This window comes from Virgisporangium aurantiacum (genome assembly GCF_016863635.1).
Lineage (GTDB): Bacteria > Actinomycetota > Actinomycetes > Mycobacteriales > Micromonosporaceae > Virgisporangium > Virgisporangium aurantiacum.
The window spans coordinates 51,823-74,037 of the sequence record NZ_BOPG01000037.1 but is presented as its reverse complement, the minus strand read 5'-3'; the positions used below and the strand labels follow the sequence as shown (position 1 = coordinate 74,037).

At 73.5% G+C, this 22,215-nt stretch carries 26 protein-coding genes; 4 read left to right on the top strand and 22 right to left on the bottom strand.

The window, feature by feature from the left end; all coding sequences use genetic code 11:
• Positions 1 to 30: 30 nt before the first annotated feature.
• Positions 31 to 1,377 (top strand): FAD-binding oxidoreductase, encoded by a 1,347-nt coding sequence (locus Vau01_RS29975; RefSeq protein ID WP_239151958.1) that lies wholly within the window; start codon positions 31 to 33, stop codon positions 1,375 to 1,377.
• Positions 1,378 to 1,884: 507 nt separating this feature from the next.
• Here the strand turns inward: Vau01_RS29975 and Vau01_RS29970 are convergent.
• On the bottom strand, positions 1,885 to 3,201 hold the full coding sequence (locus Vau01_RS29970; RefSeq protein WP_203999391.1) for an FAD-binding oxidoreductase: 1,317 nt from the start codon (positions 3,199 to 3,201) through the stop codon (positions 1,885 to 1,887).
• A gap of 159 nt (positions 3,202 to 3,360) precedes the next feature.
• Between Vau01_RS29970 and Vau01_RS29965 the strand changes: the two genes are divergently transcribed.
• Together Vau01_RS29965 and Vau01_RS29960 are read left to right on the top strand one after the other, a co-directional pair.
• Positions 3,361 to 4,227 carry an RNA polymerase sigma-70 factor gene (locus Vau01_RS29965; RefSeq protein WP_203999388.1) on the top strand — a complete coding sequence of 289 codons (867 nt, stop codon included), beginning with the start codon at positions 3,361 to 3,363 and terminating at the stop codon, positions 4,225 to 4,227.
• 103 nt (positions 4,228 to 4,330) lie between these two features.
• Positions 4,331 to 5,455: a hypothetical protein gene (locus Vau01_RS29960; RefSeq protein WP_203999386.1), complete on the top strand. Its 1,125-nt coding sequence runs from the start codon at positions 4,331 to 4,333 to the stop codon at positions 5,453 to 5,455.
• A 21-nt stretch (positions 5,456 to 5,476) separates the two neighbouring features.
• Here the strand turns inward: Vau01_RS29960 and Vau01_RS29955 are convergent, their stop codons facing one another.
• The 3 genes from Vau01_RS29955 to Vau01_RS29945 all read right to left on the bottom strand — a co-directional run bounded on the left by Vau01_RS29955 (position 5,477) and on the right by Vau01_RS29945 (position 7,857).
• On the bottom strand, positions 5,477 to 6,487 hold the full coding sequence (locus Vau01_RS29955; RefSeq protein WP_203999385.1) for a MerR family transcriptional regulator: 1,011 nt from the start codon (positions 6,485 to 6,487) through the stop codon (positions 5,477 to 5,479).
• Between the two features lie 3 nt (positions 6,488 to 6,490).
• Positions 6,491 to 7,147 (bottom strand): HEAT repeat domain-containing protein, encoded by a 657-nt coding sequence (locus tag Vau01_RS29950; RefSeq protein WP_203999384.1) that lies wholly within the window; start codon positions 7,145 to 7,147, stop codon positions 6,491 to 6,493.
• Between the two features lie 80 nt (positions 7,148 to 7,227).
• Positions 7,228 to 7,857: a TetR/AcrR family transcriptional regulator gene (locus Vau01_RS29945; protein WP_203999383.1), complete on the bottom strand. Its 630-nt coding sequence runs from the start codon at positions 7,855 to 7,857 to the stop codon at positions 7,228 to 7,230.
• Positions 7,858 to 7,904: 47 nt separating this feature from the next.
• Between Vau01_RS29945 and Vau01_RS29940 the strand changes: the two genes are divergently transcribed.
• Complete coding sequence (locus tag Vau01_RS29940) at positions 7,905 to 8,207, top strand: hypothetical protein (RefSeq protein ID WP_203999382.1); 303 nt, start codon at positions 7,905 to 7,907, stop codon at positions 8,205 to 8,207.
• 6 nt (positions 8,208 to 8,213) lie between these two features.
• Here Vau01_RS29940 and Vau01_RS29935 read toward each other — a convergent pair whose 3' ends face one another.
• The 18 genes from Vau01_RS29935 to Vau01_RS29850 form a co-directional block, all read right to left on the bottom strand.
• On the bottom strand, positions 8,214 to 10,817 hold the full coding sequence (locus Vau01_RS29935; RefSeq protein WP_203999381.1) for a LuxR C-terminal-related transcriptional regulator: 2,604 nt from the start codon (positions 10,815 to 10,817) through the stop codon (positions 8,214 to 8,216).
• Between the two features lie 56 nt (positions 10,818 to 10,873).
• Positions 10,874 to 12,604 (bottom strand): ABC transporter ATP-binding protein, encoded by a 1,731-nt coding sequence (locus Vau01_RS29930; protein ID WP_203999380.1) that lies wholly within the window; start codon positions 12,602 to 12,604, stop codon positions 10,874 to 10,876.
• Positions 12,601 to 13,839, bottom strand: coding sequence for a M16 family metallopeptidase (locus Vau01_RS29925; protein WP_203999379.1), 1,239 nt, complete (start codon positions 13,837 to 13,839; stop codon positions 12,601 to 12,603). Before Vau01_RS29925 ends, Vau01_RS29930 begins: the two co-directional genes overlap by 4 nt.
• Positions 13,836 to 15,137, bottom strand: a complete 1,302-nt coding sequence (locus tag Vau01_RS29920; RefSeq protein ID WP_203999378.1) for a M16 family metallopeptidase — start codon at positions 15,135 to 15,137, stop codon at positions 13,836 to 13,838. The genes Vau01_RS29925 and Vau01_RS29920 overlap by 4 nt, the downstream gene beginning before the upstream one ends.
• Positions 15,134 to 16,036 carry a hypothetical protein gene (locus tag Vau01_RS29915; RefSeq protein ID WP_203999377.1) on the bottom strand — a complete coding sequence of 301 codons (903 nt, stop codon included), beginning with the start codon at positions 16,034 to 16,036 and terminating at the stop codon, positions 15,134 to 15,136. The genes Vau01_RS29920 and Vau01_RS29915 overlap by 4 nt, the downstream gene beginning before the upstream one ends.
• Positions 16,024 to 16,677, bottom strand: coding sequence for a flavoprotein (locus tag Vau01_RS29910; protein WP_203999376.1), 654 nt, complete (start codon positions 16,675 to 16,677; stop codon positions 16,024 to 16,026). The genes Vau01_RS29915 and Vau01_RS29910 overlap by 13 nt, the downstream gene beginning before the upstream one ends.
• Positions 16,670 to 17,650 carry an LLM class flavin-dependent oxidoreductase gene (locus Vau01_RS29905; protein ID WP_203999374.1) on the bottom strand — a complete coding sequence of 327 codons (981 nt, stop codon included), beginning with the start codon at positions 17,648 to 17,650 and terminating at the stop codon, positions 16,670 to 16,672. The genes Vau01_RS29910 and Vau01_RS29905 overlap by 8 nt, the downstream gene beginning before the upstream one ends.
• Positions 17,651 to 17,653: 3 nt before the next feature.
• Positions 17,654 to 17,809 carry a hypothetical protein gene (locus Vau01_RS29900; protein ID WP_203999372.1) on the bottom strand — a complete coding sequence of 52 codons (156 nt, stop codon included), beginning with the start codon at positions 17,807 to 17,809 and terminating at the stop codon, positions 17,654 to 17,656.
• Position 17,810: 1 nt separating this feature from the next.
• Positions 17,811 to 17,969, bottom strand: a complete 159-nt coding sequence (locus tag Vau01_RS29895; RefSeq protein WP_203999370.1) for a hypothetical protein — start codon at positions 17,967 to 17,969, stop codon at positions 17,811 to 17,813.
• Between the two features lie 3 nt (positions 17,970 to 17,972).
• On the bottom strand, positions 17,973 to 18,134 hold the full coding sequence (locus tag Vau01_RS29890) for a hypothetical protein (RefSeq protein ID WP_203999368.1): 162 nt from the start codon (positions 18,132 to 18,134) through the stop codon (positions 17,973 to 17,975).
• 12 nt (positions 18,135 to 18,146) lie between these two features.
• Positions 18,147 to 18,323: a hypothetical protein gene (locus Vau01_RS29885; RefSeq protein ID WP_203999366.1), complete on the bottom strand. Its 177-nt coding sequence runs from the start codon at positions 18,321 to 18,323 to the stop codon at positions 18,147 to 18,149.
• A 22-nt stretch (positions 18,324 to 18,345) separates the two neighbouring features.
• Positions 18,346 to 18,519, bottom strand: coding sequence for a hypothetical protein (locus Vau01_RS29880; RefSeq protein WP_203999364.1), 174 nt, complete (start codon positions 18,517 to 18,519; stop codon positions 18,346 to 18,348).
• A gap of 24 nt (positions 18,520 to 18,543) precedes the next feature.
• Positions 18,544 to 18,720: a hypothetical protein gene (locus tag Vau01_RS29875; protein WP_203999361.1), complete on the bottom strand. Its 177-nt coding sequence runs from the start codon at positions 18,718 to 18,720 to the stop codon at positions 18,544 to 18,546.
• Between the two features lie 24 nt (positions 18,721 to 18,744).
• A complete protein-coding gene (locus tag Vau01_RS29870) occupies positions 18,745 to 18,912 on the bottom strand; it encodes a hypothetical protein (protein WP_203999358.1) in 168 nt (55 codons plus the stop codon).
• Positions 18,909 to 19,871: a T3SS effector HopA1 family protein gene (locus tag Vau01_RS29865; protein ID WP_203999356.1), complete on the bottom strand. Its 963-nt coding sequence runs from the start codon at positions 19,869 to 19,871 to the stop codon at positions 18,909 to 18,911. The genes Vau01_RS29870 and Vau01_RS29865 overlap by 4 nt, the downstream gene beginning before the upstream one ends.
• The gene (gene lxmK / locus Vau01_RS29860; protein ID WP_203999353.1) at positions 19,868 to 20,968 is read right to left on the bottom strand and encodes a class V lanthionine synthetase subunit LxmK; all 1,101 of its coding nucleotides are present in this window, start codon (positions 20,966 to 20,968) and stop codon (positions 19,868 to 19,870) included. Before lxmK ends, Vau01_RS29865 begins: the two co-directional genes overlap by 4 nt.
• Entirely contained in the window at positions 20,955 to 21,695 is a 741-nt protein-coding gene (locus tag Vau01_RS29855) for a class I SAM-dependent methyltransferase (RefSeq protein ID WP_203999350.1), read from the bottom strand. Before Vau01_RS29855 ends, lxmK begins: the two co-directional genes overlap by 14 nt.
• Positions 21,696 to 21,871: 176 nt before the next feature.
• Positions 21,872 to 22,189 (bottom strand): hypothetical protein, encoded by a 318-nt coding sequence (locus Vau01_RS29850; protein ID WP_203999347.1) that lies wholly within the window; start codon positions 22,187 to 22,189, stop codon positions 21,872 to 21,874.
• Positions 22,190 to 22,215 lie beyond the last annotated feature (26 nt).

Sequence of the window (22,215 nt, the reverse complement as noted above, 5' to 3'; positions counted from 1 at the left end):
GGTGATCCGGAGGGGGCGGGGACCATGGACGTGAGCACGCTGCGGAACCGACTTGCGGGCGGCGTCGTCCGGCCCGGGGACGCCGGGTACGACGCCGCTCGATCGGTCTGGAACGCCATGGTCGACCGGCGTCCCGCCGTCATCGTGAAATGTGCGAACGCCGGCGACGTCGCGGCCGCGATCGGCCACGCCCGGGAGCACGGCCTGGAGATCGGCGTCAGGTGCGGCGGGCACAGCGTCATCGGCCACGCGGTGCCCGAGGGTGGGCTCATGATCGACCTCACCGCGATGGACCGGGTGGGTGTGGATCCGGCCGGCCGCACCGCCTGGATCGAGGGCGGGGCACTGCTCGGCGCGCTCGACCGGGCGAGCCAGGAGCACGGGCTCGCCACCACCGCGGGCAACGTCTCGCACACCGGTGTCGGCGGCCTGACACTCGGCGGCGGCATGGGCTGGCTGGCCCGCGCGCACGGGCTGACGTGCGACAACGTCGAGTCGTTCGAGGTCGTCACCGCCACCGGCGACACCGTCACCGCGAGCGCCACCGAGAACACCGAGCTGTTCTGGGGCCTGCGCGGCGGCGGCGGCAACTTCGGCGTGGTCACCCGGTTCCGGTTCCGGCTGCATCCGATCAGCGGACGCGCGGTCGTCGCCGGCTTCACGTACACGCTCGACGACGCGCTGCCGGCCATGCGCCGGTGGCGCGACCTGATGGCGACGGCGCCACGGCACGCGACGTTCACCGCCTGGGTCGGCGCCGCCGACGGGCAACCGCGCGCCAGCCTGGGTTTCGTGTGGACCGGCGACCCCGCCGACAGCGACGCCCTGCGGCGCGAGTTCGCCGGCCCGAGCACGCCGATCGAGCAGAGCGTCACCGAGTACTCGTACGTCGACCTGCAACGCCGCGAGGACGACGACCAGGGTCACGCGCTGCGCCGGTACTGGAAGGGCCACTACCTGCGCCGGCTGCCCGACGAGGCCATCGAGGCGTTCCTGTTGCGCGGCGCCCCGGACGGGTCCGGTGACCTGCTGCCCGCCGCGAGCCTCCAGTCCTACGGCGGCGCCATCGCCGACGTCCCCGACGACGCGACCGCCTTCAGCCACCGCGACGCGCTGGTGGAGTTCGTCTCCGCGTCCCGCTGGGAGGAGCCCGCCGAGGACCTCGAGCGGATGGCCCTCGCGCGCCGGTACAGCGCCACGATGGAGCCGTTCTCCAGCGGCGCCTACGTCAACGCCCTGACCGACGAGGGCAGCGCGGGGGTGCGCCGCGCCTATCCGGAACACAAGCTGGCCCGGCTCACCGCGCTCAAGAACGTCTGGGACCCGGACAACGTGTTCCACCTGAACCACAACATCCCACCCGCCCGGCCCGCCTGACGACGCTTCCCGGTCCACAGCGGACCCCTTCGTCGCCGATCTTGCAGTTGTGGTGCCTTGCTCGGCCGCATTTGCTGCCGTTTGCGGCCCACCACAACTGCAAGATCGACTCGTTGGGACGGTCGCGACAACCGGTCGCACTCTTGGGAGACAAAGTTCGGCTGCCGCAGAACTTTGTCTCCCAGATCCGGGCGGTTGATCGAGGAAGAAGAGGCTTGCCATGACATGCCTAACATTCCTCGATCAACTTTAAACGTAACTCTCGGGCACGATGCGCGCGAGCGCATCGCGGCGGACCTCGGCCGACGGGGCCAGGTGGCGATGGCGCGCTCGTAGGCCTCCCGTCCGCCACGGACAACGGCGGCAGCAGCGCCACCCACTCCCCCACGTAAGTCACTCACCTTCGGCTGGTCGGAACCCGGGGGGCGAGATCATCACCGAACCGGTGAGCCGGGGCGACACCGCGAATCCGGAACGTCGCCGGCGCGGCCCGAACGTGCCGCCGCGTCACACTCCCGGATCGGGACGGACGTTGTGGTTTCCGGCGAACAGGTTGTCGGGGTCGTAGCGGTGCTTGACCGCCGCCAGTCGGCGGTAGGTCTCCGGTGGATAGATCGCGGCCACGTCCTCCTCCGTCGCGGACGCGAGGAAGTTCGCGTAGGCGCCGATCACGTGGGGGGCGAGCCGCCGCCAGGTCGCGTCAACGGCGGGGCGGGCGGCGTCGAGCACCGGCTTCGGGCCGGCCGTGGTGGTGACGATCATCAGCTCCGCCCGGCGGTGGGCGTAGGCGGTGGCGTCGTCGGGGATCCGGGACACGGCGCCGCCGACGCTGCGGACGGCGATGATCGGTGACCGTCCGGAGGTCGCCGTCTCCGCGAGGATCCGGAGGACGTCCGGCACCGAATCCCTGTCCACGAAGGCGCTCCGGGCCTCGAACGCGATTCCGGGCGGCGGGACCATGCCGTCGACGAGGACGTCCGCGTACGGGATCTGCGTGACGTCGTCGGCGATCACCGTGCCGAGCCGGCGGATCGGGTCGAGGGCCGCGGCGGCCAACGCCGGGTCGTCGCTGTCGACGGCGACGTGGACCTCCACCGGACCGTCGGGGATGAACGGGTTGGCCAGCGTCACGATCGAGGTGAGTTCCTCGGGGGCGGTGCGGAGGTGGTCGGCCCAGCCCTGGAGCACGGTGGCCGCTTCCGTTGCCGGAAAGGCGATCCGGCCGTGGAAGACGTCGGTCGTCGGGTGGGCCGCGAACTCGAAGGCGGTCACGATCCCGAGGTTGCCGCCGCCACCGCGCAACGCCCAGAACAGGTCGCCGCCGTCGGCGCGCACGACGTCACCATCGGCGGTGACGACCTCCGCGGCGACCAGCTGGTCCAGCGCCAGGCCGTATTTCCTGACCTTCCAGCCGATCCCGCCGGTCAGCGTCAGGCCGCCGACGCCGACGCTCTTCGTGTCGCCCGACGAGATCGCCAGGCCGTGCGGGGCCAGGGCGGCCGCGACCTGGCCCCAGGTGGCGCCGCCGCCGATCCGGACGAGGTGCCGGTCCTTGTCGACCACCTCCACGCCCGCGAGCCGGCCGAGGTCGATCACGACGCCGCCGTCGTTCGTGCCGAAGCCCGCGAACGAGTGGCCGCCGCCCCGCACGGACAGCGGAAGCCCCGCGGCGGCGGCGAACCGGACGGCCGCCCGCACGTCGGCGACGCTGGCGGGCCGCAGCACCCGGGCCGGGCGGCCGGACGCCAGGACCGTGCGGCTGGCCGATTCGTACTCCGCCCCACCCGGCTCGACGATGTCGCCGGTGAAGTTCTCGAGGCTCATGAGATGTTCCTTCCGTACCGGAAATCGTTGACGACCACGAGATGCCGGCGACGCGGTCCGTGTGACGGCGTGGCCGTGTGACGTGGGTCATCGAGAGCGGGTGTCACAGCGCGGTGCCGAGCGGCGTCAGGTGCACGACGCGGTTGAAAGGAAAGACACATGGACCCGGCCACCGAGGCGTTCGTCGCCCATCGCAACCTGCTGTTCACGGTCGCCTACGAGATGCTCGGCTCGGCGGCCGACGCCGAAGACGTTCTGCAGGAGACCTGGCTGCGGTGGGCCGGCGTCGACCTCGACACCGTGCGCGACCACCGGGCGTACCTGGTCCGGATCACCACCCGCCAGGCGCTCACCCGGCTGCGCACGCTCGGCCGGCGCAAGGAGTCGTACATCGGGCCCTGGTTGCCCGAACCGTTGCTCACCGCGCCCGACGTGGCCGAGGACGTCGAGTTGGCCGACAGCGTCTCGATGGCGATGCTGCTGGTTCTGGAGACGCTCACGCCGACCGAACGGGCGGTGTTCGTGCTGCGCGAGGTGTTCGATCTGGACTACGACGAGATCGCGGCGGCCGTCGAGAAGAACCCGGCCGCGGTCCGCCAGATCGCGCACCGGGCGCGGGCACACGTCGCGGCGCGCCGGCCACGCGAGGTGGTCTCCCAGGCGGAGACCCGGGCCGCGATCGAGGCGTTCCGACGGGCGGCCGGAACGGGCGATCTGCAGGGCCTGCTCGACATTCTCGCGCCGGACGTCGTCTTCCTGGCCGACGGTGGCGGGGTCACGCGGGCCGTGCTGACGCCCATCGTGGGGGCCGGCGACGTGGCCGCGTTCCTGGGCCAGTCCACCATCGCGGCCTCGATGCGACCGGCACAGGTCAACGGTTACCCGGCGCTGGTCCTCCACCGCGACGGCGAGGTCGACACCGTCATGGCGGTGCGCATCGACGACGGTCTCATCACCGGGCTCTACGTCGTGCGCAACCCCGAGAAGCTGGCGCGCATGACGCGGGAGACGATCCTGCACCGCTGATGCGACTTGACGACCGGTACCTCCCCGGGCAATATCACTTCCCGCGATCGATCGACGATCGTGTATCTCTATGAAGGGATCGGTTGTGACACGGGGAAAACTCATGGCGGCTGCCCTCTATCTGGGCACGCTGGGACTGGTCGGAACGGCGTCACCGCCGGCCGCCGGCGCGGTTGCCGCCGAGGACTGCACCTACCGGATATCGGTGCTGGAGTTCGACAACCCGCTCCCGAGACCGCCGGGAGGCCGCTGGTTCTCGGGGTTCGGACAGATCCTCGGCAGCGACGGCGTGAACCGGTTCGCCGGTTGGCGGCACTGGTCGGTCACCTCGCCGTGGTCGTTCGGGTCCGTCGGCGTCATCTGGACCGGTGCCACGGAACAACATCTCGAGGGCACGGCGGCGGAACCGTGGGCGACGGCCTTCGACGTCAACGGGTCAGGTGACGCGGTCGGCAACCTCAACGCGAGCGGGGCGGGCGACCACGCGGTGCTGTGGCGGGCGGGTGCGCCGGCCACACCGGTGCGGTTGGCCGAGCCGGCCGGCGCGACCTCGACCACGGCGACGGCGGTCGACGACAACGGCGTCATCGTCGGATTCGCCACGTTCGGCAGCGGAACCGGTCAGACAACGCGGGGGCTGACCTGGTCGGTTTCGTCGCCCGGCACGGTGCGCGACCTCGGCGCCACGGCGGGCGTGCTCAGCGACGTGGGTGCCGACGGCCGGGTCGTCGGGTTCACCGGACGCGCGGACGCGCCGGGGCGGGCGGTGGCCGGACCGGTCACCGCGGTCACACCCCTGCCGGGGCAGCCGGGTACCACCGGCGGCTACGCGTTCGCGACGGCCGGGCCGTTCGTGGTCGGGCGCGGCGCCGGAACCGGTCCGCTGCGGTGGGAGAACGGCGTCGCGCAGGCACTGCCCGCGCTAGCGCCCGGACCGAACAACTTCAGCAGCGACCCGATCCCGCCGGCGCCGGCGTTCCCGGTCGCGGTGAACTCCGCCGGACTGGTCGTCGCCAACACCGGCCACCTCCCGCTGGACCGCCTCGCCGGTGGCATCGCGCGGGCCAGCTACCTCAAGGACGGTGAGTGGCGCGCGCTGCCGCTCGATCCGGAGGACGTGGACCTCTACGGGTCCAACCGGGCCGTCACCGTCACCGAGGACGGCCGGATCGGCGGCACCTCCAGCGCCGCCGACCTGGAGCGGCCGGCGATCTGGACCTGCACCTGAGTAGGTAAAGGTCGGGGCGGGTCACCGCCCGTCCCGACCCCGCAGGGTCAGAACGTAGGTCGCGGTGAGCGCGACGGCGCGGTCGCGGTCGTGGGTCAGGTCGGTGAGGGCGGCGGACGCCGTGGGCCCGGGAATGTCCGCGAGCGCCTGGGTGAGCCGTTGGCGGGCGGACGGGTCCACGGTGCCGGCGGCGATCCGGTCGACGAGCGTGGTGGCGATCCGGTCGGCCAACGCGGGATCGCCCGCGAGCGCGCTCAACGCGTCGGCGGCGTCGGCGTCGCTCGTCTCGTCGACGATCATGTCGGCGAGCGTCGGTACCGCCTCGACCTCCCCACGGGACCCGAGCGCCACGGCCGCGTACCTGCGCACCACGGCGTCGGGGTTGGTGAGGGCGTCGCGCAGCCGCGCGGTCGCCTCGCCGTCCGGCAGTTCGGCGAGGGACTGGACGGCGCGCTTGCGCACCTCGGCGTCCGGTGCGAGGAGACCGTCGGCCAGCAGCGCCACCGCCCCGCCACCCGACTGGACCAGCGCCCAGCGCAGCGCGCCGGCGACGTTCGGGTCGGCCTCGGCGAGCACCGCCTCCACCAGTGCCTCCACCGGTACCGCCGCATCGTCCACTGAGGACAGTGCGGCCCGCTGCCGCTTCCCGGCACTCTCCGACCCCAGCGCCTGGAGGAGCGCGACGATCTGGAGGACGTCCTCCCAGCCGGTCGGATCCGCCGCGCCGATCCGGCGCAGCCGGGTGAGCAGTTCCGTCTCGCTCGCGATGCGGTCCCGCGTCTGGCGGATGAGGTCGTCGACGAGGTGGGCCGGCGTGAAGCCGGGATCGTCGAGCGCGCGCCCGACCTCACGCAGCGACAGCCCCAGCGACCGCAGGCTCTCGATGTGGAAGATCCGCCGGATGTCGTCGCTGGAGTACTCCCGGTAGCCGGACCCGGTACGACCCGTCGGCCGCACCAGCCCGAGCCGGTCGTAGTGCCTGAGCATGCGGGCACTGACCCCGGACCGTCGCGCCACCTCGCCGATCAACACCGCCTAGTCTCCCTCGCGGCCGGCCACGCCGAGGGCCACGACACGCATCGCCTCCTCGATCGCGAACTCGAACCCGAGGTCCGGGTCGTGCAGCAGCCGTTCCGTGGCGATCGCGTGCTGGCGCACGCTCTGGTCGGCGTCCACTGTCTTTTCCCGCAGGATCGGCGTGATCGCCTCGCCGAGCGCGATGAGGGCCCGGCTGAGGCTCAACCGCGTCTCGCGGCTTCCGCGCCCGAGTTGTGACGCCAGCACGCCGGCCAGCCCGGCCTTTTCGTCCTCGGGCACGAGCACCACCGCGGCCCGCCAGGCGCTCCGCGCCACCTCGTCGTCGGCGTCCGTGAGCAGCGCGCGGGTGATCGCCGGCCACGCCCGCCGGTCGCCGATCTTCGACAACGTGTGCAACGCCTGGCTCCGCGCCTGCGCCCGCTCCTCCGCCCGCTCCGGGCGGAGTTCGGCGACGAGGCGCGGAACCGTGACCGACGCCGGGTGCCGCATGAGCGCCCAGGTGAGAATCTCGCGCACCGAAAACTCGGGCTCGACCGCGCACCGCTCGACGAGCGGCTCGACGTATCGCGGATCCGGGTTCGCGCCGATCGCCATCGCCGCCCGCAGCCGCACCGACGGGTTGCCGCTCTCCAGTGCTCGAATTGCCTTGGTCATCCGGACCACCTCCCGGGCACAGTGAAGGGCTTGTCACCGTGTCAAGGTCAAGCGGCGGCCGCCGCGACCGCAGCCGCCGCCTACGCCAGGAGGTGGGTTCGGAGGGTGTCGTAGGCCCACGCTTCCCAGCGGTCGGGTGTCCAGCCTCGTTCGCGGACGAACAGCAGGTAGAGCTCCGGGCTGAGAATGCCGTACAGCACGTCGGCGGCGTCCTGTTCGGACAGTCCGGTGTGGGCGCCGGGTTTGCCCATGAGGCTTCGGGCGGCGGTGGTTTGCACGACGATGCGGGGGTCGACGTCCTGCGGCCACAACCCGGCGATGCTCGGGTCCTGTTCGCCGGCACCGCGGAGCACGTCCATGATCGGCGCGACCCGCCGCAGCACCTGGCAGGTGCCGTGCACGTGTGCGCGCAGATGCGCCTCGGCGGTGTCGGCGGCGAGCGCGTCGCGGAACCACGCGCGTTGCAGGGTCGGGATCGGCTCGTCGTCGCCGGCGATGGCGACGTCGACAACCTCTTTGAGCAGTGACGGCTTGTTGCCGAACGCGAAGTAGATGGTCTGGACCGCGACGCCGGCGCGCTCGGCGATGCGCTGCAGCGTCGTCGCGCCGTACCCCTGCTCCACGAACAGGTCGTACGCGGCCTGGGTGATCCGTTGCCGCGTCTGGCGCGACTTCTCGCCCTTCTTGCCGGCGCTCTTGACCAGTGGCATAGCCGTACTGTAACACTAGAGTCTAACTCTAGAGGAAGGTTACAGAAATGACGATCATCCGAACGACCCGGTTCACCGCCGACCCCGGCGACGCGGCGCGGGTCCTGGAACGGCGCCGGAATCTCCTGGCCGCGACCCGGGCGCGGTTCGCCGGTCCCGCCGAGGCGCGGATCATCCGCGTCGACGAGCGCACCTGGGTGGACATGTGGTGCTGGGACTCGCAGGAGACGCTCGACGCGGCACTGGAAGGCGCGCCGAAGCTGCCGGAGGCCGCCGCGGCGTTCGAGGTCGCGCGGGACGTGAGCGCCGAACAGGGCAACCTGGTCGACGAGGACGTCTGGGCCCGATGAGCCCGTTCAGCGGATGATGGCGCGCAGCTCGGCCCGGCCGGTGATGCCGAGCTTCTGGTAGATCCGGGCGAGGTGGTTGTCGACCGTCCGTACCGAGACGCCCAGCCGGCGGGCGACCTCGCGGCTGGGCAGGCCGATCGCCAGCGTGGCGATCTCGCGCTCCCGCGGGGTCAGCACGCTGGCCGGCCCGTCCAGGTCGAGCAGGGGCGTGCGGGCGCCCTGGCAGCCGGCGCGCAGCGTCGCCGCCCGTTCCGCCGCGCGGTGCGCCAGGCCGACCCGGCCGTCGCGCCGGTACGCCTGTGCGGCGGCCGTCGCCGTCTCGGCCGCGAGCAGCCGGTGGTCGTGCTCGCCGAACTGCCCGGTGGCCCGGTCCAACCCGGCGCCGTCGCGGCCGGCGAGGGCCCGCGCGGCGCCGGCGAGGACCGCGACGAATTCTCCGTCGACCTCTCCGGCCAGGACGTGCAGCCGCTGCTGGACCCGGGCCGCCTCGCCCAGGCGCGCGGCGTCGTACCGGCAGATCGCCTCGATCGTCGGCTGGTCGGTGCGCCGCGCGAGGTCCGCCGCGCGCAGCGCCAGCGTGGCCGCCGCCGACCGGGCCCCGCCGGCCGCCGTCGCCCAGGCCCGGTCCAGCTCCATCCAGGCGTGGAAGAGGCGGTTCACCGGCGCCCGCATGGCGTCGGCCCGCGCCAGGCAGTTGGCGGCGGCCGTGGCGTCGCCCGCGAGCGCGTACGCACCCGCCAGCTCGGCCAGGATGACCCGGGTGACCTGGTACGTGTCCCCGTCCTCCAGCAGCACGACGGCCTCGCGCAGCGCGTCACCGGCGTCCACGATCCGCCCGGCGGCCTTCGCCACCACGCCGCGGAACGCCGCCCACAGCCCCGCCATGGCGCGGGCGTCGCGCGCCACCGCCGCGCCGTAGCCCGCGTCGGCGATCTCCCGCGCCGCACCGACCGCGCCGGCCGCGAACCGCGCCATGCAGAGGCCGTAGGCCACCTGGGCCTGGCCCCACGGGTACTGCTCGGCGTGCGCGTCGGCGACGGCGCGGCCCTGTTCCGCGATCGCGGCGGCCCGGTCGGTGCGGCCCAGCAACCCGGCCGCGAAGCCGCCGCCCATGGCCGCCCAGATCACCGCCTGGTCACCGGAGTCCGGGGCGCGCAGCACCGATTCCGCCGCGCCCAGCGCCTCCCGGCACCGCCCGTCGAACAGCATGATCCAGGACCGGGTCGCCTCCGCGGTGTCGGACGCGTCGAGCGCCTTCTCGGCGTCCTCGCGCTGGCCGAGCCCCCAGTAGAGGATCATCGCCCGGGTGACCGCCCGGGCCGGATCGGCGACCGTCGACCCGTGGTCGGGCAGCATCGCGGCGGCCTCCGTGCCCCGGCCGCGGAACTGGAGAATCTCGGCCAGCAGCCAGTCCGCCTCCCGCTCACCGCCGCTTCCCCTCGCCGCGGTGGCGGCGCTGCGGCTGGCGCGGGCGAGCCGCTCGGCGAGCGCGAGGTCGAAGCGCGCCATCGCCTGGCGGGCCGCGGCCAGCAGCACGTCCGGGCGGCGGACGGTGCCGGACTGCAGTTCCCACACGCCGGCGAGCAGCACGTCGTCGCGGCGCCGCATCGGCCGGACGGCCATGTCGACCGCGAGATCCCGCCAGATCGCCCGCGCCCGCGCGACCGGCATGGCCGACCGCAACCCCTCGCCGTAGAGGGGATGGGCCAGCCGCACCACGGTCCGGTCGCCGGAGCGCTCGGCCACCACCATGCCGCTGCGCTCGGCCGCGTCGACGGCCGCCGTGCCGGCCAACCGTTCCACGACCGACAGCGCGAGCGGTTCGCCGCAGGCGACGATCTCCAGGACGGCGCGCGCCGCCTTGTCCAGCTCGCGTACCCGGGTCAGCACCAGGTCGCCGACGCGCGCTCCGGCCGGGCCCGGGCCGCGCCAGTGCCAGATCCCCTCCCGCGTCGCCAGCGTTCCGGACTGGCGCGCGTCGGCGAGCAGTTCCCGCAACAGCAACGGGTTTCCGGCGGCCAGCCGGCGCAGGTGGCGGCGGCTGATCGGGTCGATCGGGCCCGGCAGCGCCTGCGCCAGCAGCAGGTCGACGGCCTCGTCCGGCAGCGGGTGCACGGTGAGGCGTTCACCGGTGTCCTTCCACAGCGCCAGGAGCGGGTCGCTGCCCGGGTCGCCGGTGCGGACGGTCGCGACCACCGTCGCCGCCCGGCAGAGCACCAGCTGGTGCAGCAGCGCCACCGAGGCGTCGTCGAGGAGGTGCGCGTCGTCGACGCCGACGACGACGCCGGGTTGCGCGGTCAGGCGGGCGGCCACCGCGCGCACGAGCGAGGCCGTGTCGCCCGGCTGCCCGCCGTCGGGCAGCAGGTGCGACACCGCGCCCAGCGGGATGGAGGCGGCAGCCCGGGTGCCGACCACCCACTGGTGGGCGCGCCTCCGGTGGTGCAGTGCCTCGCGGGCGAGGCGCGTCTTTCCCACCCCGGCGGCGCCCAGCAGGACGACGCTGGAGTCCGTCCCGATCACCGTCGCGATGGACTCCAGCTCGCGCTCCCGCCCGATCAGCGGCAGGCGATCGTGTGACGTGCCGAGGCAGCCCCCGCACAGAATGCCCACGGACATACTTCGCCCGGCGCGCCGGACCGGATGGGCCTGTCGGCATGGCGATTCGGTCAGTGCACCATGCTGTCCGCCTCGGCGAGCAGCTGCGTGGTGGCGAGGGTGCGGTAGAGGTCGTCGCCGGCGATCAGCTCGGAGTGGGTACCGGCGGCGCGCAGCCGCCCGTTCTCCAGCACCAGGATCCGGTCGGCACCGGTCACTGTGGACAGTCGGTGCGCGACCACGACCACGTTGGTGGTGCGGGCGGCGGCGGTGATCACCTCGCGCAGCGCCGACTCGTTGACCGCGTCCAATTGTGATGTCGCCTCGTCGAGCAGGAGCAATCGGGGACGCCGGAGCAGCGCCCGGGCGATCGCGATGCGCTGCCGTTCCCCGCCCGACAGGCTGCCGCCGCGGTGACCGACCGGCGTGTCCAGGCCGTCGGGCAGCGCGGCGACGAGCGGTTCGAGCCGGGTCAGCGCGATGACCTCGCGCAGGTCCCGCTCGCCGGCGGACGGCGCGCCGAACACCAGGTTGTCGCGCAACGTTCCGGCGAGCACCGGCGCGTCCTGTTCGACGTACCCGATGAGGTCGCGCAGCCGCGCCAGCGGCCAGTCCCGGACGTCGACGCCGCCGACGCGGATCTGCCCGGCCGTCGGGTCGTAGAACCGTTCCAGCAGCGCGAGAATCGTGGTCTTGCCGGCGCCGGACGGGCCGACCACGGCGGTCAGCCCGCGCTCGGGCAGGTCGACGCTGACGCCGGCGAGCTGGGCCGGACCGTCGTCGCGGTAGCGCATCCACACGTTCCGCAGCGAGACCGCGATTCCCGTGTCGGGAAGCGAAGCCGGCAGCGTGCCGGCGTCCGTATTTTCCCTGGGCATGGTGTCGACCTCGGTGATGCGCCGCAGCGCCGCCGACCCGACCTGCAGGCCGGCGACGCCGCGCACCACCTGGCTCACCGGACCGGTCAGGTAGAACAGGTACAGCAGGAACGCGATCAGCGCCGCGATCTCCAGGCTTCCGTTGGCCACGCGGGCGCCGCCGACGCCGAGCACCACCAGGAACGACACCTGCACCACGAGGCTGGTGGAGATTCCGGCGATCGACATCCACCGCGCCGCGCTCAGGCCGCGCCGCCGCGCCAGGCCGGCGGACTCCAGCACGGCGGCGGTCTCGCGCTCCTCCGCACCGTTGGCCTTGATGGTGCGGAAGGCGCCGAGCGCGCGTTCCATCGACGCGGCCACCGCGCCGATCGCCTCCTGCGCCTGCAGGCTGGCCCGGCGGATGCGGGGCATCAGCGCGTATCCCGAGCCGATGATCGACGTCAACACGAGCACCACGACGGCCAGCAGCAACGGATCCAGGTACGCCATCATCGCGATGATGCCGATCACCTGGAACGCGCCGACCGCGAGGTCGACGAGGTTGATCGTCGCCGCCGCGCGCAGCTGCGTGGTGTCCGCGGTCACGCGGGCCAGCAGGTCGCCCGGCTTGGCACCGTCCACAGCGGACAGACGCAGCCGCAGCAACCGCGCCACCAGCCGGTGCCGCGCGCTGAACACGACGTTCTCGGCGGTGCGCGCGATCAGGTACATCCCGACCGCGCTCGCCGCCGCGGCGCCGAGCAGGAGGCCGCCCAGCAGCACCAGCCAGCCGGTCACCGAGCGACCGGTGGCGAGCGCCTCCAGGAAGTACCTGGCGACCATCGGCTGGGCGAGCGCGCCGAGGCCGCCGGCGAACACCAGCAGCGCGCCGGCGAGCAGCCCCCGGGCGTACGGACGGACGTAGGTCAGCAACTGCCTCATGCCATCTCCAGGTGGGTATCGGCCGGAAGGTCGCCGGCGACCAGTCCGGAGAACCGGTGCGGCGCGAAGTGCGCGGTGGCGTCGAGCACCGCGTCGTGGGTGACCTCCCGGAGCCGGTCGGCGAACCCGAACAGCCAGGGTGGGTCGATCCCCGCGGCGGCCAGCTCGGCGAGGGACGAGGCCAGCGCCGCCCGGGACGCCAGGCTGGTCACCGCGGCGCCCACGGCCCGCCGGCGGGCGGCGTCGACCTCGGCGACCGTCGGCGGGCTGTCGAACAGCCGGCGCAGCTCCGCGGCGAGCGCACCGACCGCCGGCAACGCGGTGCCGGTGGCGGTGTCGGCCTCCAGCGCGACCAGCGTGCTGCCCGGCACCGGGTCGAAGAAGCACGCGACGCCGTAGACGTATCCCTTGTCCTCGCGGAGTTCCCGCACCAACCGCGACGACGTGCCGGAACCGAACACGTTCGAGGCCACCATCAGCGCCGGGTACCGGAGGTCGTCCTGCGGCAGCGCGGCGGCGCGCAGGCGGATCTGCGCCCGGCCGGCGCCGGGACGCGCGAACGGTCGCACGTCGCCCTCGGGGATGCCGGACAGCGCGGGGACCGCGGGCCGTGGCGGGCCGGGCGGCCAGCCACCCAGCAGGTCCCCGGCCAGGCGCACCGACCGGTCCGGGTCGGTCGGTCCGACGATCACCAGCGTCGCCCCGTCGGGCCGCAGGGCGGCGGCGCCGTGCCGCGCCACGTCGTCGGCGTCGAGGGCGAGCACCTCGTCGACGTCGGGCAGCTGCAGCCCGATCGGATGGTCGCCGAAGAGCTGGCGCCACAACGCGAGCCGGACCGGCGCGTCCGGATGGGCGAGACCCAGCCGCAGCCGCGTGACGAGCTGCCCGCGTTCCGTCGCGTAGTCGGTCTCCGTTGCCGACAGGCCCGTCACCGCGTCGGCGACCAGCCGCAGCACCGCCTCCGGCCCGCCGACCGCGCAGCTGCCCGACATTCCGACGCGGCGGTAGTCGGACCAGGCCCGGAACTCCGCCGCGGCGCCGGCCGCCGACGCCGATCCGGTGCGGCCGGTGGTGTGCCGCGCGGTGAGGCACGCGGCCAGCAGCGCCTGGGCCGCGATCTGCCGGCGGGTGACGGCCGGCGCCGGGACGTGCAGCCGGACCTCGACGAGCGGACCCGTGCCCGGGCGCAGTGCCAGCACCCGCAGGCCGTTGGCGAGCGTACGGTCGACGATCATCGCGCGTCCTCCCCGGCCGCGCTCTCTCCGGCCGACGCCGGTGTCAGCGTCAGCACCGCCCGGCGGTCGTGGGCCAGCGACCGGGCGGCGGCCGCGACGTCATCCACTGTGGACCGTCCATAGTGGACGACCAGCGCGTCGGCCAGGCCCGGATCGTCGAAGAGCACGGCGAACCGGCCCAGCGCGCGGACGCGGTTGGCGAGCTGGTCCATGGCCCGGTGGTGGGCGTTCACGCGCCGTCCGACGGCCTGCGCGAGCTCGTCGGCGGGCGGGCCGTCGGTGGCCAGCCGGTGCAGGTCCTCGTCGACGGCGGCCACGACCTCCCGGCCGGCGCCGGGCCGGTGTACCGCGGTGAGCATCCACAGCTCCGGGTCGCGGGCGTCGGCGAAGTCGAACAGTCCGCACCGGGCCGACAGCGGGCCCGCGCTGTCGCGCATCCGCGCCGCCAGGCGGGGACGGGGGCCGCCCACCAGGACGTCGGCGAGAACCGCCAGCGCGACCAGCGGTCGCAGTCCCGCCGCGGGGTCGGGCACGCGGTAGCCGAGGGCCACCGCGGGCAGCGCCGCGAACGCGTCCCGGTGGTCCTCCTCCCGGCGCGCGGTCGGTTCCGGCTCCCACCACGAACCGGCGGGCGGCGCCGGCCGCGCCGCGATGCCGCCGAAGAACGTCTCCACCAGGTCGAGGGTCCGGTCGGTGTCGACGTCGCCGGTGACGGTGAGCACGGCGTTGCCCGGGCCGTAGTGACGCGCGAAGAACTCCTCGCAGTCTCTGACGGACACGTCGGCGAGGGCGGTGTGGTCGCCGTACCCGTCGTGGGCGTTCGGGTACGTCCGGAACAGCACCGGCGAGATCAGCGGCCACGGGAAGCCACCGTAGGGCCGTTGGGTCTTGGTGAGGATCTCCTCCGTGACGACGGCCGCCTGCGCCCGGATCGCCCGCGCGGTGATCCGCGGCGCACGCATCCGGCCCGCCTCCAGCGACAGCAGGTGCGCCAGCGCGTCGGCCGGTGCCACCGTGTGGAAGTCGGTGTAGTCCTGCCGGGTCGACGCGTTGCAGCGCCCGCCGACGCCCTCCACCGCACGGAAGTGGTCGCCGTCCAGGTCGGCCCCGCCCTGGAACATCAGGTGCTCGAAGAGGTGCGCGAAGCCCGACCGTCCCTCCGGTTCGGACCGGAAGCCGACCCCGTAGTGGACCGCCACGCCGACCACCGGCGCGGTCCGGTCGGCCACGACGGTGACCCGCAACCCGTTGGCGAGCCGGTGCCGGACCGGCCCGGCCCGCTCCACGACCTGTGTCATCTCCGGCTCACCTCCGGCAGCAGCGCACCGCGCCCGGCGTCGTCGAGCACGCCGGCCAGCGTCCGCAGGCTCGTCAGCAGTTCGTCGTGCCAGCCCACGTAGGCGGCGAAGTCGTGGGTGTGCGTGAGGTACCGCAGCGCGGCCGCCCGGCCGACCCGGGCACCGTCCACATCGGACCGACAGCCGCCGAGGAACGCGGCGACGAGGTCGTCGAAGTCGGGGCGGTGCCGGGTCTCGCGGTGCTCCACCAACTCGCCGACCAGCCATCCGAGGTCGGCCTCCACGGGTCCGCGGGACAGGTCCTCCCCGGTCAGCAGCAGTGCCGGTCCCGACCCGTCCGGTACCAGCACGCCGGTGCCGGGCGCGCCGTGCAGGAGGGTGTCGCCGGCCATCAGGTCCGCGCACCAGTCGATCGCCGTGGTGATCCGCCGGTGCCCCAGCACCGCATTGGCGTGCCCGTGCAGCCGCGCCGCCGACCGGGACCCGGTTCCGCTGCGCAGCCAGGCGAGCAGGCGTACCGGGCCCGGTGGGGCGGGCAGCCGTTCGGTGGCCGGTGCCGCGCGGTGATGCAGGGCGGACAGCGTCGCCGCCGTGTCGCGCAGGATCGCCGCGACGTCGATGGTCTGTGCCGTTGCGGCTTCCGCCAACAACGCGGCGGCCACCGAGGACTGTCCGCCGACGCGGTACACGACCGCGTCCGGTCCGGCCCACTCCGCGTCGGGTTCGGGAACTGCCAGGCCGGGCAGCCCGGCGATGGTCGCCCGCAGGGCGTCGCCCGGACGGTCGATCGTGGTCCGGTCCGGGCCGGGCCGGCGGATCCAGACGTACTGTCCGCCGCCGGCGTCGAGCACCGTGGTGCGCACGTAGCCCGTGCCGAACCGCCTGATCAGCCCGGCCATGGGATCGCGTCCTTCCGCAGCTCGCCGGTGTGGTTGCCGCCGGCGCTACGGCGCACGAGTTCCAGGTTGGCCAGCAGCACGGGCAGTGGCGCGGCGGTGCCGATCGCCCGGTCGCCGGTGTGCGCGCTGCGGCCCTCCACCGGGCCGGCCACGGTGGTGTTCGGCCGCCGCGCCAGCGCCGCGAGGTGGCGCCGGTAGGTGAACGAGTCGACCGCGCCGGGCGGCACCGCCGGTGCCACCCCCACCACCGCCGCCGTGGTCTGCAACGCCAGCAGCATCGGCGTGTCGGCGAGCCCGAGGGCGAACCGCGCGAGGAAGTGGAACGTCGCCGGGTAGACCGCGATCGCGTCGGGCCAGCTCGCGTAGTCGACGTGCACCGAGCCGGGAACCGGCTCGTCGCGCTCGTCGGGCCACGCGTCGAGCGGCACCGCCTGCCCGGCCAGAGCGGTCAGCGCGTGCCGACTGACGAACCGCTGGGCGCTGCGCGTCACCACCGTGCGGACCTCCAGCGCCGGGTAGGCCGTCCGCAGCCAGGTGAGCCACCACGGCAGGAACGCCACCGACAGGGAACCGGTCCCGAACAGGAGCAGCCGTCGGGCGCCGAACGGGGGCGCCTCGGTGGTGGCCGGTAGGTCATGCATCGTCGTCCCCGATCGCCGCCAGCAGCTCGGACAGGTCCGCCACCGCCGCGTCGCCGCCCTCGGTCAGCGCGACCCCGGCCGGGTTCAGCACCACCTCGTCGACGCCGGCGTCGCGGTAGGCGCGCACCTGCTTGGCGACGTCGGTCGCGGTGCCGTACGCGTAGACGCCGGCGTCCACGAGCGCCGCCGCTCCGGCCTCCGGATCCGCCGGATCGGCCGGGATCCCGGCCCGCCGCAACATGTCCGTGTAGTGCGGCGCGCCGAGGTGGCGGCGCGCGCCGGCCAGCGCGAGGCGGCGCGGGTCCCGCCCCGGCCGGGCGATGGCCGCGTGCACCACCGTCGCCGTCCGCGGTGGCCGGCGCCGGCCGACGGCGCCGGCGGCCAGCGCCGGGTTGAGCACGTCGCGCACGTACTCCGGTGGCGTCATCCAGGTGACCGCGACGTCGGCCACGGCGCCGGCGGCCCGCGCCATCGCCGGGCGCAGGACGCCCAACCCCACCTCGACCAGTGGATGGGCGACCGAGGGGAGGGTCGCCGCGCAGGCGCACGCCTCGCACTCGTGCGCGACTGCCGCGCCGTCGAGCAGCCGGCGCACCGTCGAGGCGTAGCCGGCCGCGGCGGCCGCCGGCCTGCGGTACGGGGACCCCCGCAGGCCGGCGACCAGACCGGGGGTCGCCGCACCGAAGCCGGCGACCACCGGATGGCCGGTCAGCAACGCCAGGCTCCGAGCCTGCACCGCCGCCTCGTACGGGTGCCGCAGCGGCATGAGCGTGACGCCCAGGCCCACCGGCAACCGGATTCCCGCACCCGCGAGGTACGCGAACGCCTGGTGGCTCTCGGCGACCAGCGACTGACCCGTCCACAGTCGGCGGGCGCCACCGGCGACCGCCGCCCGGGCGAACGGAACCAGGAACTCGGCGTGCTCGGCCTGCCGTGGAAAGAGCACGGCGGCCGGGCGTTGCTTTCCGGCCATGTCTCAACAACCTTCGAAGATCGTCATCAGCGTGATGGTGACGATGGTGCTGACCGGGTGCGACGCGGGAGCCGCGTCGACGTCCGGTGCGCCGACCAGCTCGACGAGCGACGTGTAGGTCTCCACGCCGTCCAGCAGGGCCGCGATGTCCGGTGCCATCTCAGCACCCCAGCCCGATGGTGATTTCGATGGAGATGAGGATCGGTACCGTCGGGGTCGACTGCGGCGCCTCGGTTTCCGGCGTCCCCGCGGCTCCCGCGGCGACCTCGGCGAGGGACGTGTACGAGTCGACACCCTCCAGCAGAGCTTCGATGCTCACGTCTCAGCACCCTTCGTAGTAGGTGATGGTGATCGTGACGCCGCCGACGAGACTCGCGATGACGGTCGGAGTCGCCTGCGGCTCCTCCGTCTCCGGCGTCGCGACGGCGACCTCGGCCAGAGTGGTGTACGAGTCGACGCCCTCCAGCAGCGGATGGATGTTCATGTCCGGCTCCGTTCAGCACTCGTGTTCGGACGTCACCAGGATGGTGCCGACGCTGACACCGACCGTGAAGACGGTGATGATGACCGGGCTGCCGGCCGGCTCGACGATGTCGGGCGTGGCGCCGTCGGCGGCCACCTCGGCGAGCGTCGTGTACGCGTCGGCGGCGCCGAACAGGGTCTCCGTGCTCATGTTCCGTCCGTCCCTTCGTCGATCAGCAGCCGTGCTCGTAGGTTTCCGAGATGGTCACGCCGGTGGACATTCCGACCGTGAAGACGATGACCGTGAAGGTCGACGCCACCGCGTTGTCGGGTGTGCCCTCCAGCGCGGCGACCTCGGCGAGCGAGGTGTAGGCGTCCGCGCCGTCGAACAAGGCTTCGGTTCCCATCGGGACCGGCCTCCTTTCTCTGCCTCAACAGGCGTGGAAGTACGTCTCGGTGACGCTCATGCCGACCGAGATGCCGATGGTGAAGATGACGCTCGCCGGCGTCGACGCCACCACCTGGTCGTTCACGGTTCCGGTCGCGGCCGCCACCTCGCTGAACGAGGTGTACGTGTCGGCCGAACCCAGCAGGTTCTCGATTCCCATGTCTCACTCCTTCCGGGACGGGCGTCAGTTCGTCTGCGGCACGATCGTGACGCTCACGACCGAGAAGGGGGTCGGCGGCGTCAGCGGAGTGAAGGTCGGCGACGGCTCCAGCGACTGCGGGGCCGGCGCACAGGCGACCTCCATCAGGTCGGTGTAGGTGTCCACAGTGGACATCAGGCGCGTCGGGTTCATCGTTCACCTCCTTCCAGGTTCGGCAGTTGGGGGGACTCGACGTTGCGGTACATCCGCTCCGGGTCGATGCGGGCGGCCCGCAGCGCGTCGGCGAGCGCGGCGTGCCGGTCGCCGTTGCCGTCGGCCGCGGCGCCGATCAGCGCGGCCGCGACCGTGTGGGACCGGTGCTCGCCGAAGCTCATCCCCCGCATACCGGGCCGCGGGTCGTCGGGTTCCCAGGCGCAGCCGACGCCGTCGTCGAGCCGCGCCACGTACGCCGACACCTCGGCGCCGAGCGCGCCGGTCGCGGTGGCGGCCGTTTGGAGGTCGGCCACCGCGTGCCACGACGCCGGTCCGAGATACACCACGATCGCGTCGCGCCGGGGGAACAGGGCGCGCGCCGACGTGACCTTCGCCCGGTAGGCGACGCCCGCCTCTTCCAGGTGCCCGAGCACCGCACCCCACACCACCGGTGCGGCGTCGGGCGTCGGAACGTGGAGGTACACGCGGAGGCAGGCGCCCGCCGCCCGTCCGGTGCCGACCGAGCCGTTGACCACCAGGAAACCGGGTGACATCGCGGGCAGCACGGCGGGCAGGCGCAGCCGCACCACACCGTCCGGGCCCTGCTCCGCCACCAGGTCGGCCGGCACGCGGACGCGGACGCCGTTCATCCGCACCACCAACGGGTCCCCGGCGGCGCCGGTCTCCAGCCGGCCAGGCACCAGCGCGGTGTCGTGCGGGACCACCGCGCGCAGCCGCCGCTCGAAGTCGCGGTCGCGCCGGTTCGCCGGTTGCGGCGTGTCCGCCGGGCGCCGACCCGCGTGCCGGGCGTCGTACAGGGTGCTGGCCAGCATCGCCTGCAACTGCTTGCGGTTCTCGGCCACGACCTCGCGGTCGCCGACGGTCGCGCGCCGCCGGACCAGGTCCACCTCGATCCCGTCCAGCACACCGGACAGTTCCTCCGACACAGCGGCGGTCATGCCGCACCTCCCAGTCCCATCGTCGTGATCAGCGCGGCGGGGTCGATGAGCGCGGTGCGGCCGACGCCGGCCGCCGCACGCTCCAAAGGGGACAGTCGCGCGCGCAGGTGCGCGGCGGCCCAGGCCCGGTCGAACATGTGCCAGCCGGCGAACGCCACCGCCCGCTCGGCGAGGTCCGGGTCGTCCGCCGCCTCCGGGCGCGCCAGCCGGTACCCCTCCCAGAACGCCTCGATGAGCGGGACCAGCAGTTCGAACTCGCGCACGCCGTTGGCGAGCACGTCGTTCTCGGTCAGCTCGCGGTCGCCGGTGTGCTTCGCCGACGCCATGCCGAGCACGGCGCGGTAGACGCACTCGCCGGCGAACGCGCCGATGTCGCGGGCCGGGTCCGCGATCCGGCACTCCTCCCAGTCGGTCAGGTGGAGCCGGCCGCGGTACCGCAGCAGTTGGTCGAGGCGGAGGTCGCAATGGACGACGGTGCGGACGGACCGCTCCTCCCGCTCGCGCAGCCGCCTGATGGCGTCGGCGACGGGCCGGTCGTTGTGGATGATGCCCCACACCTCCAACTCGCCGGCGCTCGCGCCCACGTACGCCCGCAACGGAATGACGTCGAGCCCGCGGACCGGCGGGGTCGGCGGCTCGGACCCGTCGGACACCAGGGCGTCGGGCGGGGTGAGCCGGTGCAGCGCCGCCACCATCGAGCCGGCCTCGTACGCGAGGTCCTCGCCGAACCCGGCCACGGCGAGCAGTTCCGCCGCGGTCACCGAGTCCTCCAGCAGTTCGAAGACCGCCAGCCGGGCGTCGAGGTCGACCCCGAAGCACCGCGGGGTGAGCAGGACGGGGTGGTCCCGCAGGGCGGTGGCGAGCGCCGCCATCCGGGTGAGCCGGCGACGGACGTCGGCCCGCTCGCCGTCGACCCGCTTGACGAACAGCGCGGTGCCCACAGTGGACACTCCGGCCCAGATGTCGTTGCGTCCCATGAACGACGAGACCCGGTCGTCGACGAGCGCGCCGAGGCCGAGGCGGTCGAGGAACTCCCCCACGTCGGGTGCCTCGGCGAGCGGCACCGCCGCCAGCCGGGTGCGGTCAGCGGTCAGCATCCGCCACCTCGAAAACCGACACGTACCGCGGCGTCTCGGGCGTCACCGGCTCGCGGTTCCACCCGCCGAACCGGTCCCGCAGGCGCAGCCCGGCCAGCCGCGCCATGAGGTCCAGTTCCGACGGCCAGGCGTACCGCGACAGCTCGACCACCTTGCGCGGGGTTCCACCGTCGAGTTCGGCGTGGACGATGACCACGGTCTGGGTGACCCGGTCGGCGTACGACGTGTCGATCATCAGCCGGTCGGGTGCGAGGTGGTGCACGTCCACGCGCGGCTCGGTCAACCGGTGGTAGTACCACGGGTTGTACGTCTCGACGACGACCGAGCCGGACGGCACGAGTCGGCTCCGCAGCAGCCGCAGGGTTTCGATCTGCCGGTCCCGGTCGGGGACCATGAACAGCGTGTTCAGCGCGACGAGCCCCACGTCGAACGGGCCCGCCGGCAGCTGCCGGGTGAAGTCGCCGACGGTCACCTCGACGAGACCCTCGCGGTCGCGCTCGGCGAGCAGGTCCAGCATCCGCTGGGACGCGTCGACGCCGTGCACGCGCAGCCCCAGCTTCACCATCGGCAGCGCCAGCCGGCCGGTGCCTACGCCCAGCTCGACGACGCGTCCCCGCGGAGCCTCGTCGTTGACGAACTGCGCCGCCTGATCGGCGTCCGGGGTGGTCGGATAGAGCGTGTCGTAGACGGAGGCCAACCCGTCGCCATAGGCCGTGACGTCAAACACCGGAATCCTCCACGTCGAACTTCGACTGTCGTATTCGCGGTGTGAACCGTAGGATGCGGCGTTCGCCGGCCGACAGGGTAATCGGCTACTCAAGTCCGCGCGCCGTCCGGAGATCGAATCCGCCCGTGCCGGCGCACGCGTGAGTACGGATGTTGCTCTGGTCCCGACCGGTCGTGTCAGTCCTTCAGACCGAGATCGGCCTTGAACAGATCTTTGAGCTTGAGGCGCTCGCGGTTCACGTCCGGAACCCGTGCCCGTGCGGCATCCTCACCGGCGGCCAATCCCTTGTGCACCTCGAGCACGACCTCGACAAGGTCCTGAGCGGGCCCGGACACGTTCGGACCGGCCAGGATGTCGATCTCCGCGGCGGCGGCACGGAGGTTGGCCTCTTCCGTCGCGCTCCATTGACCGGCGTCCGCCTGCGCGTAACTCGCACGCGACTCCAGCGTCCATCTCCAACCCCCAACTCGAGTTCCACCCGGCGGCGTTGCCATTCTCGAACCTCCGGGTCGTGGTCCGT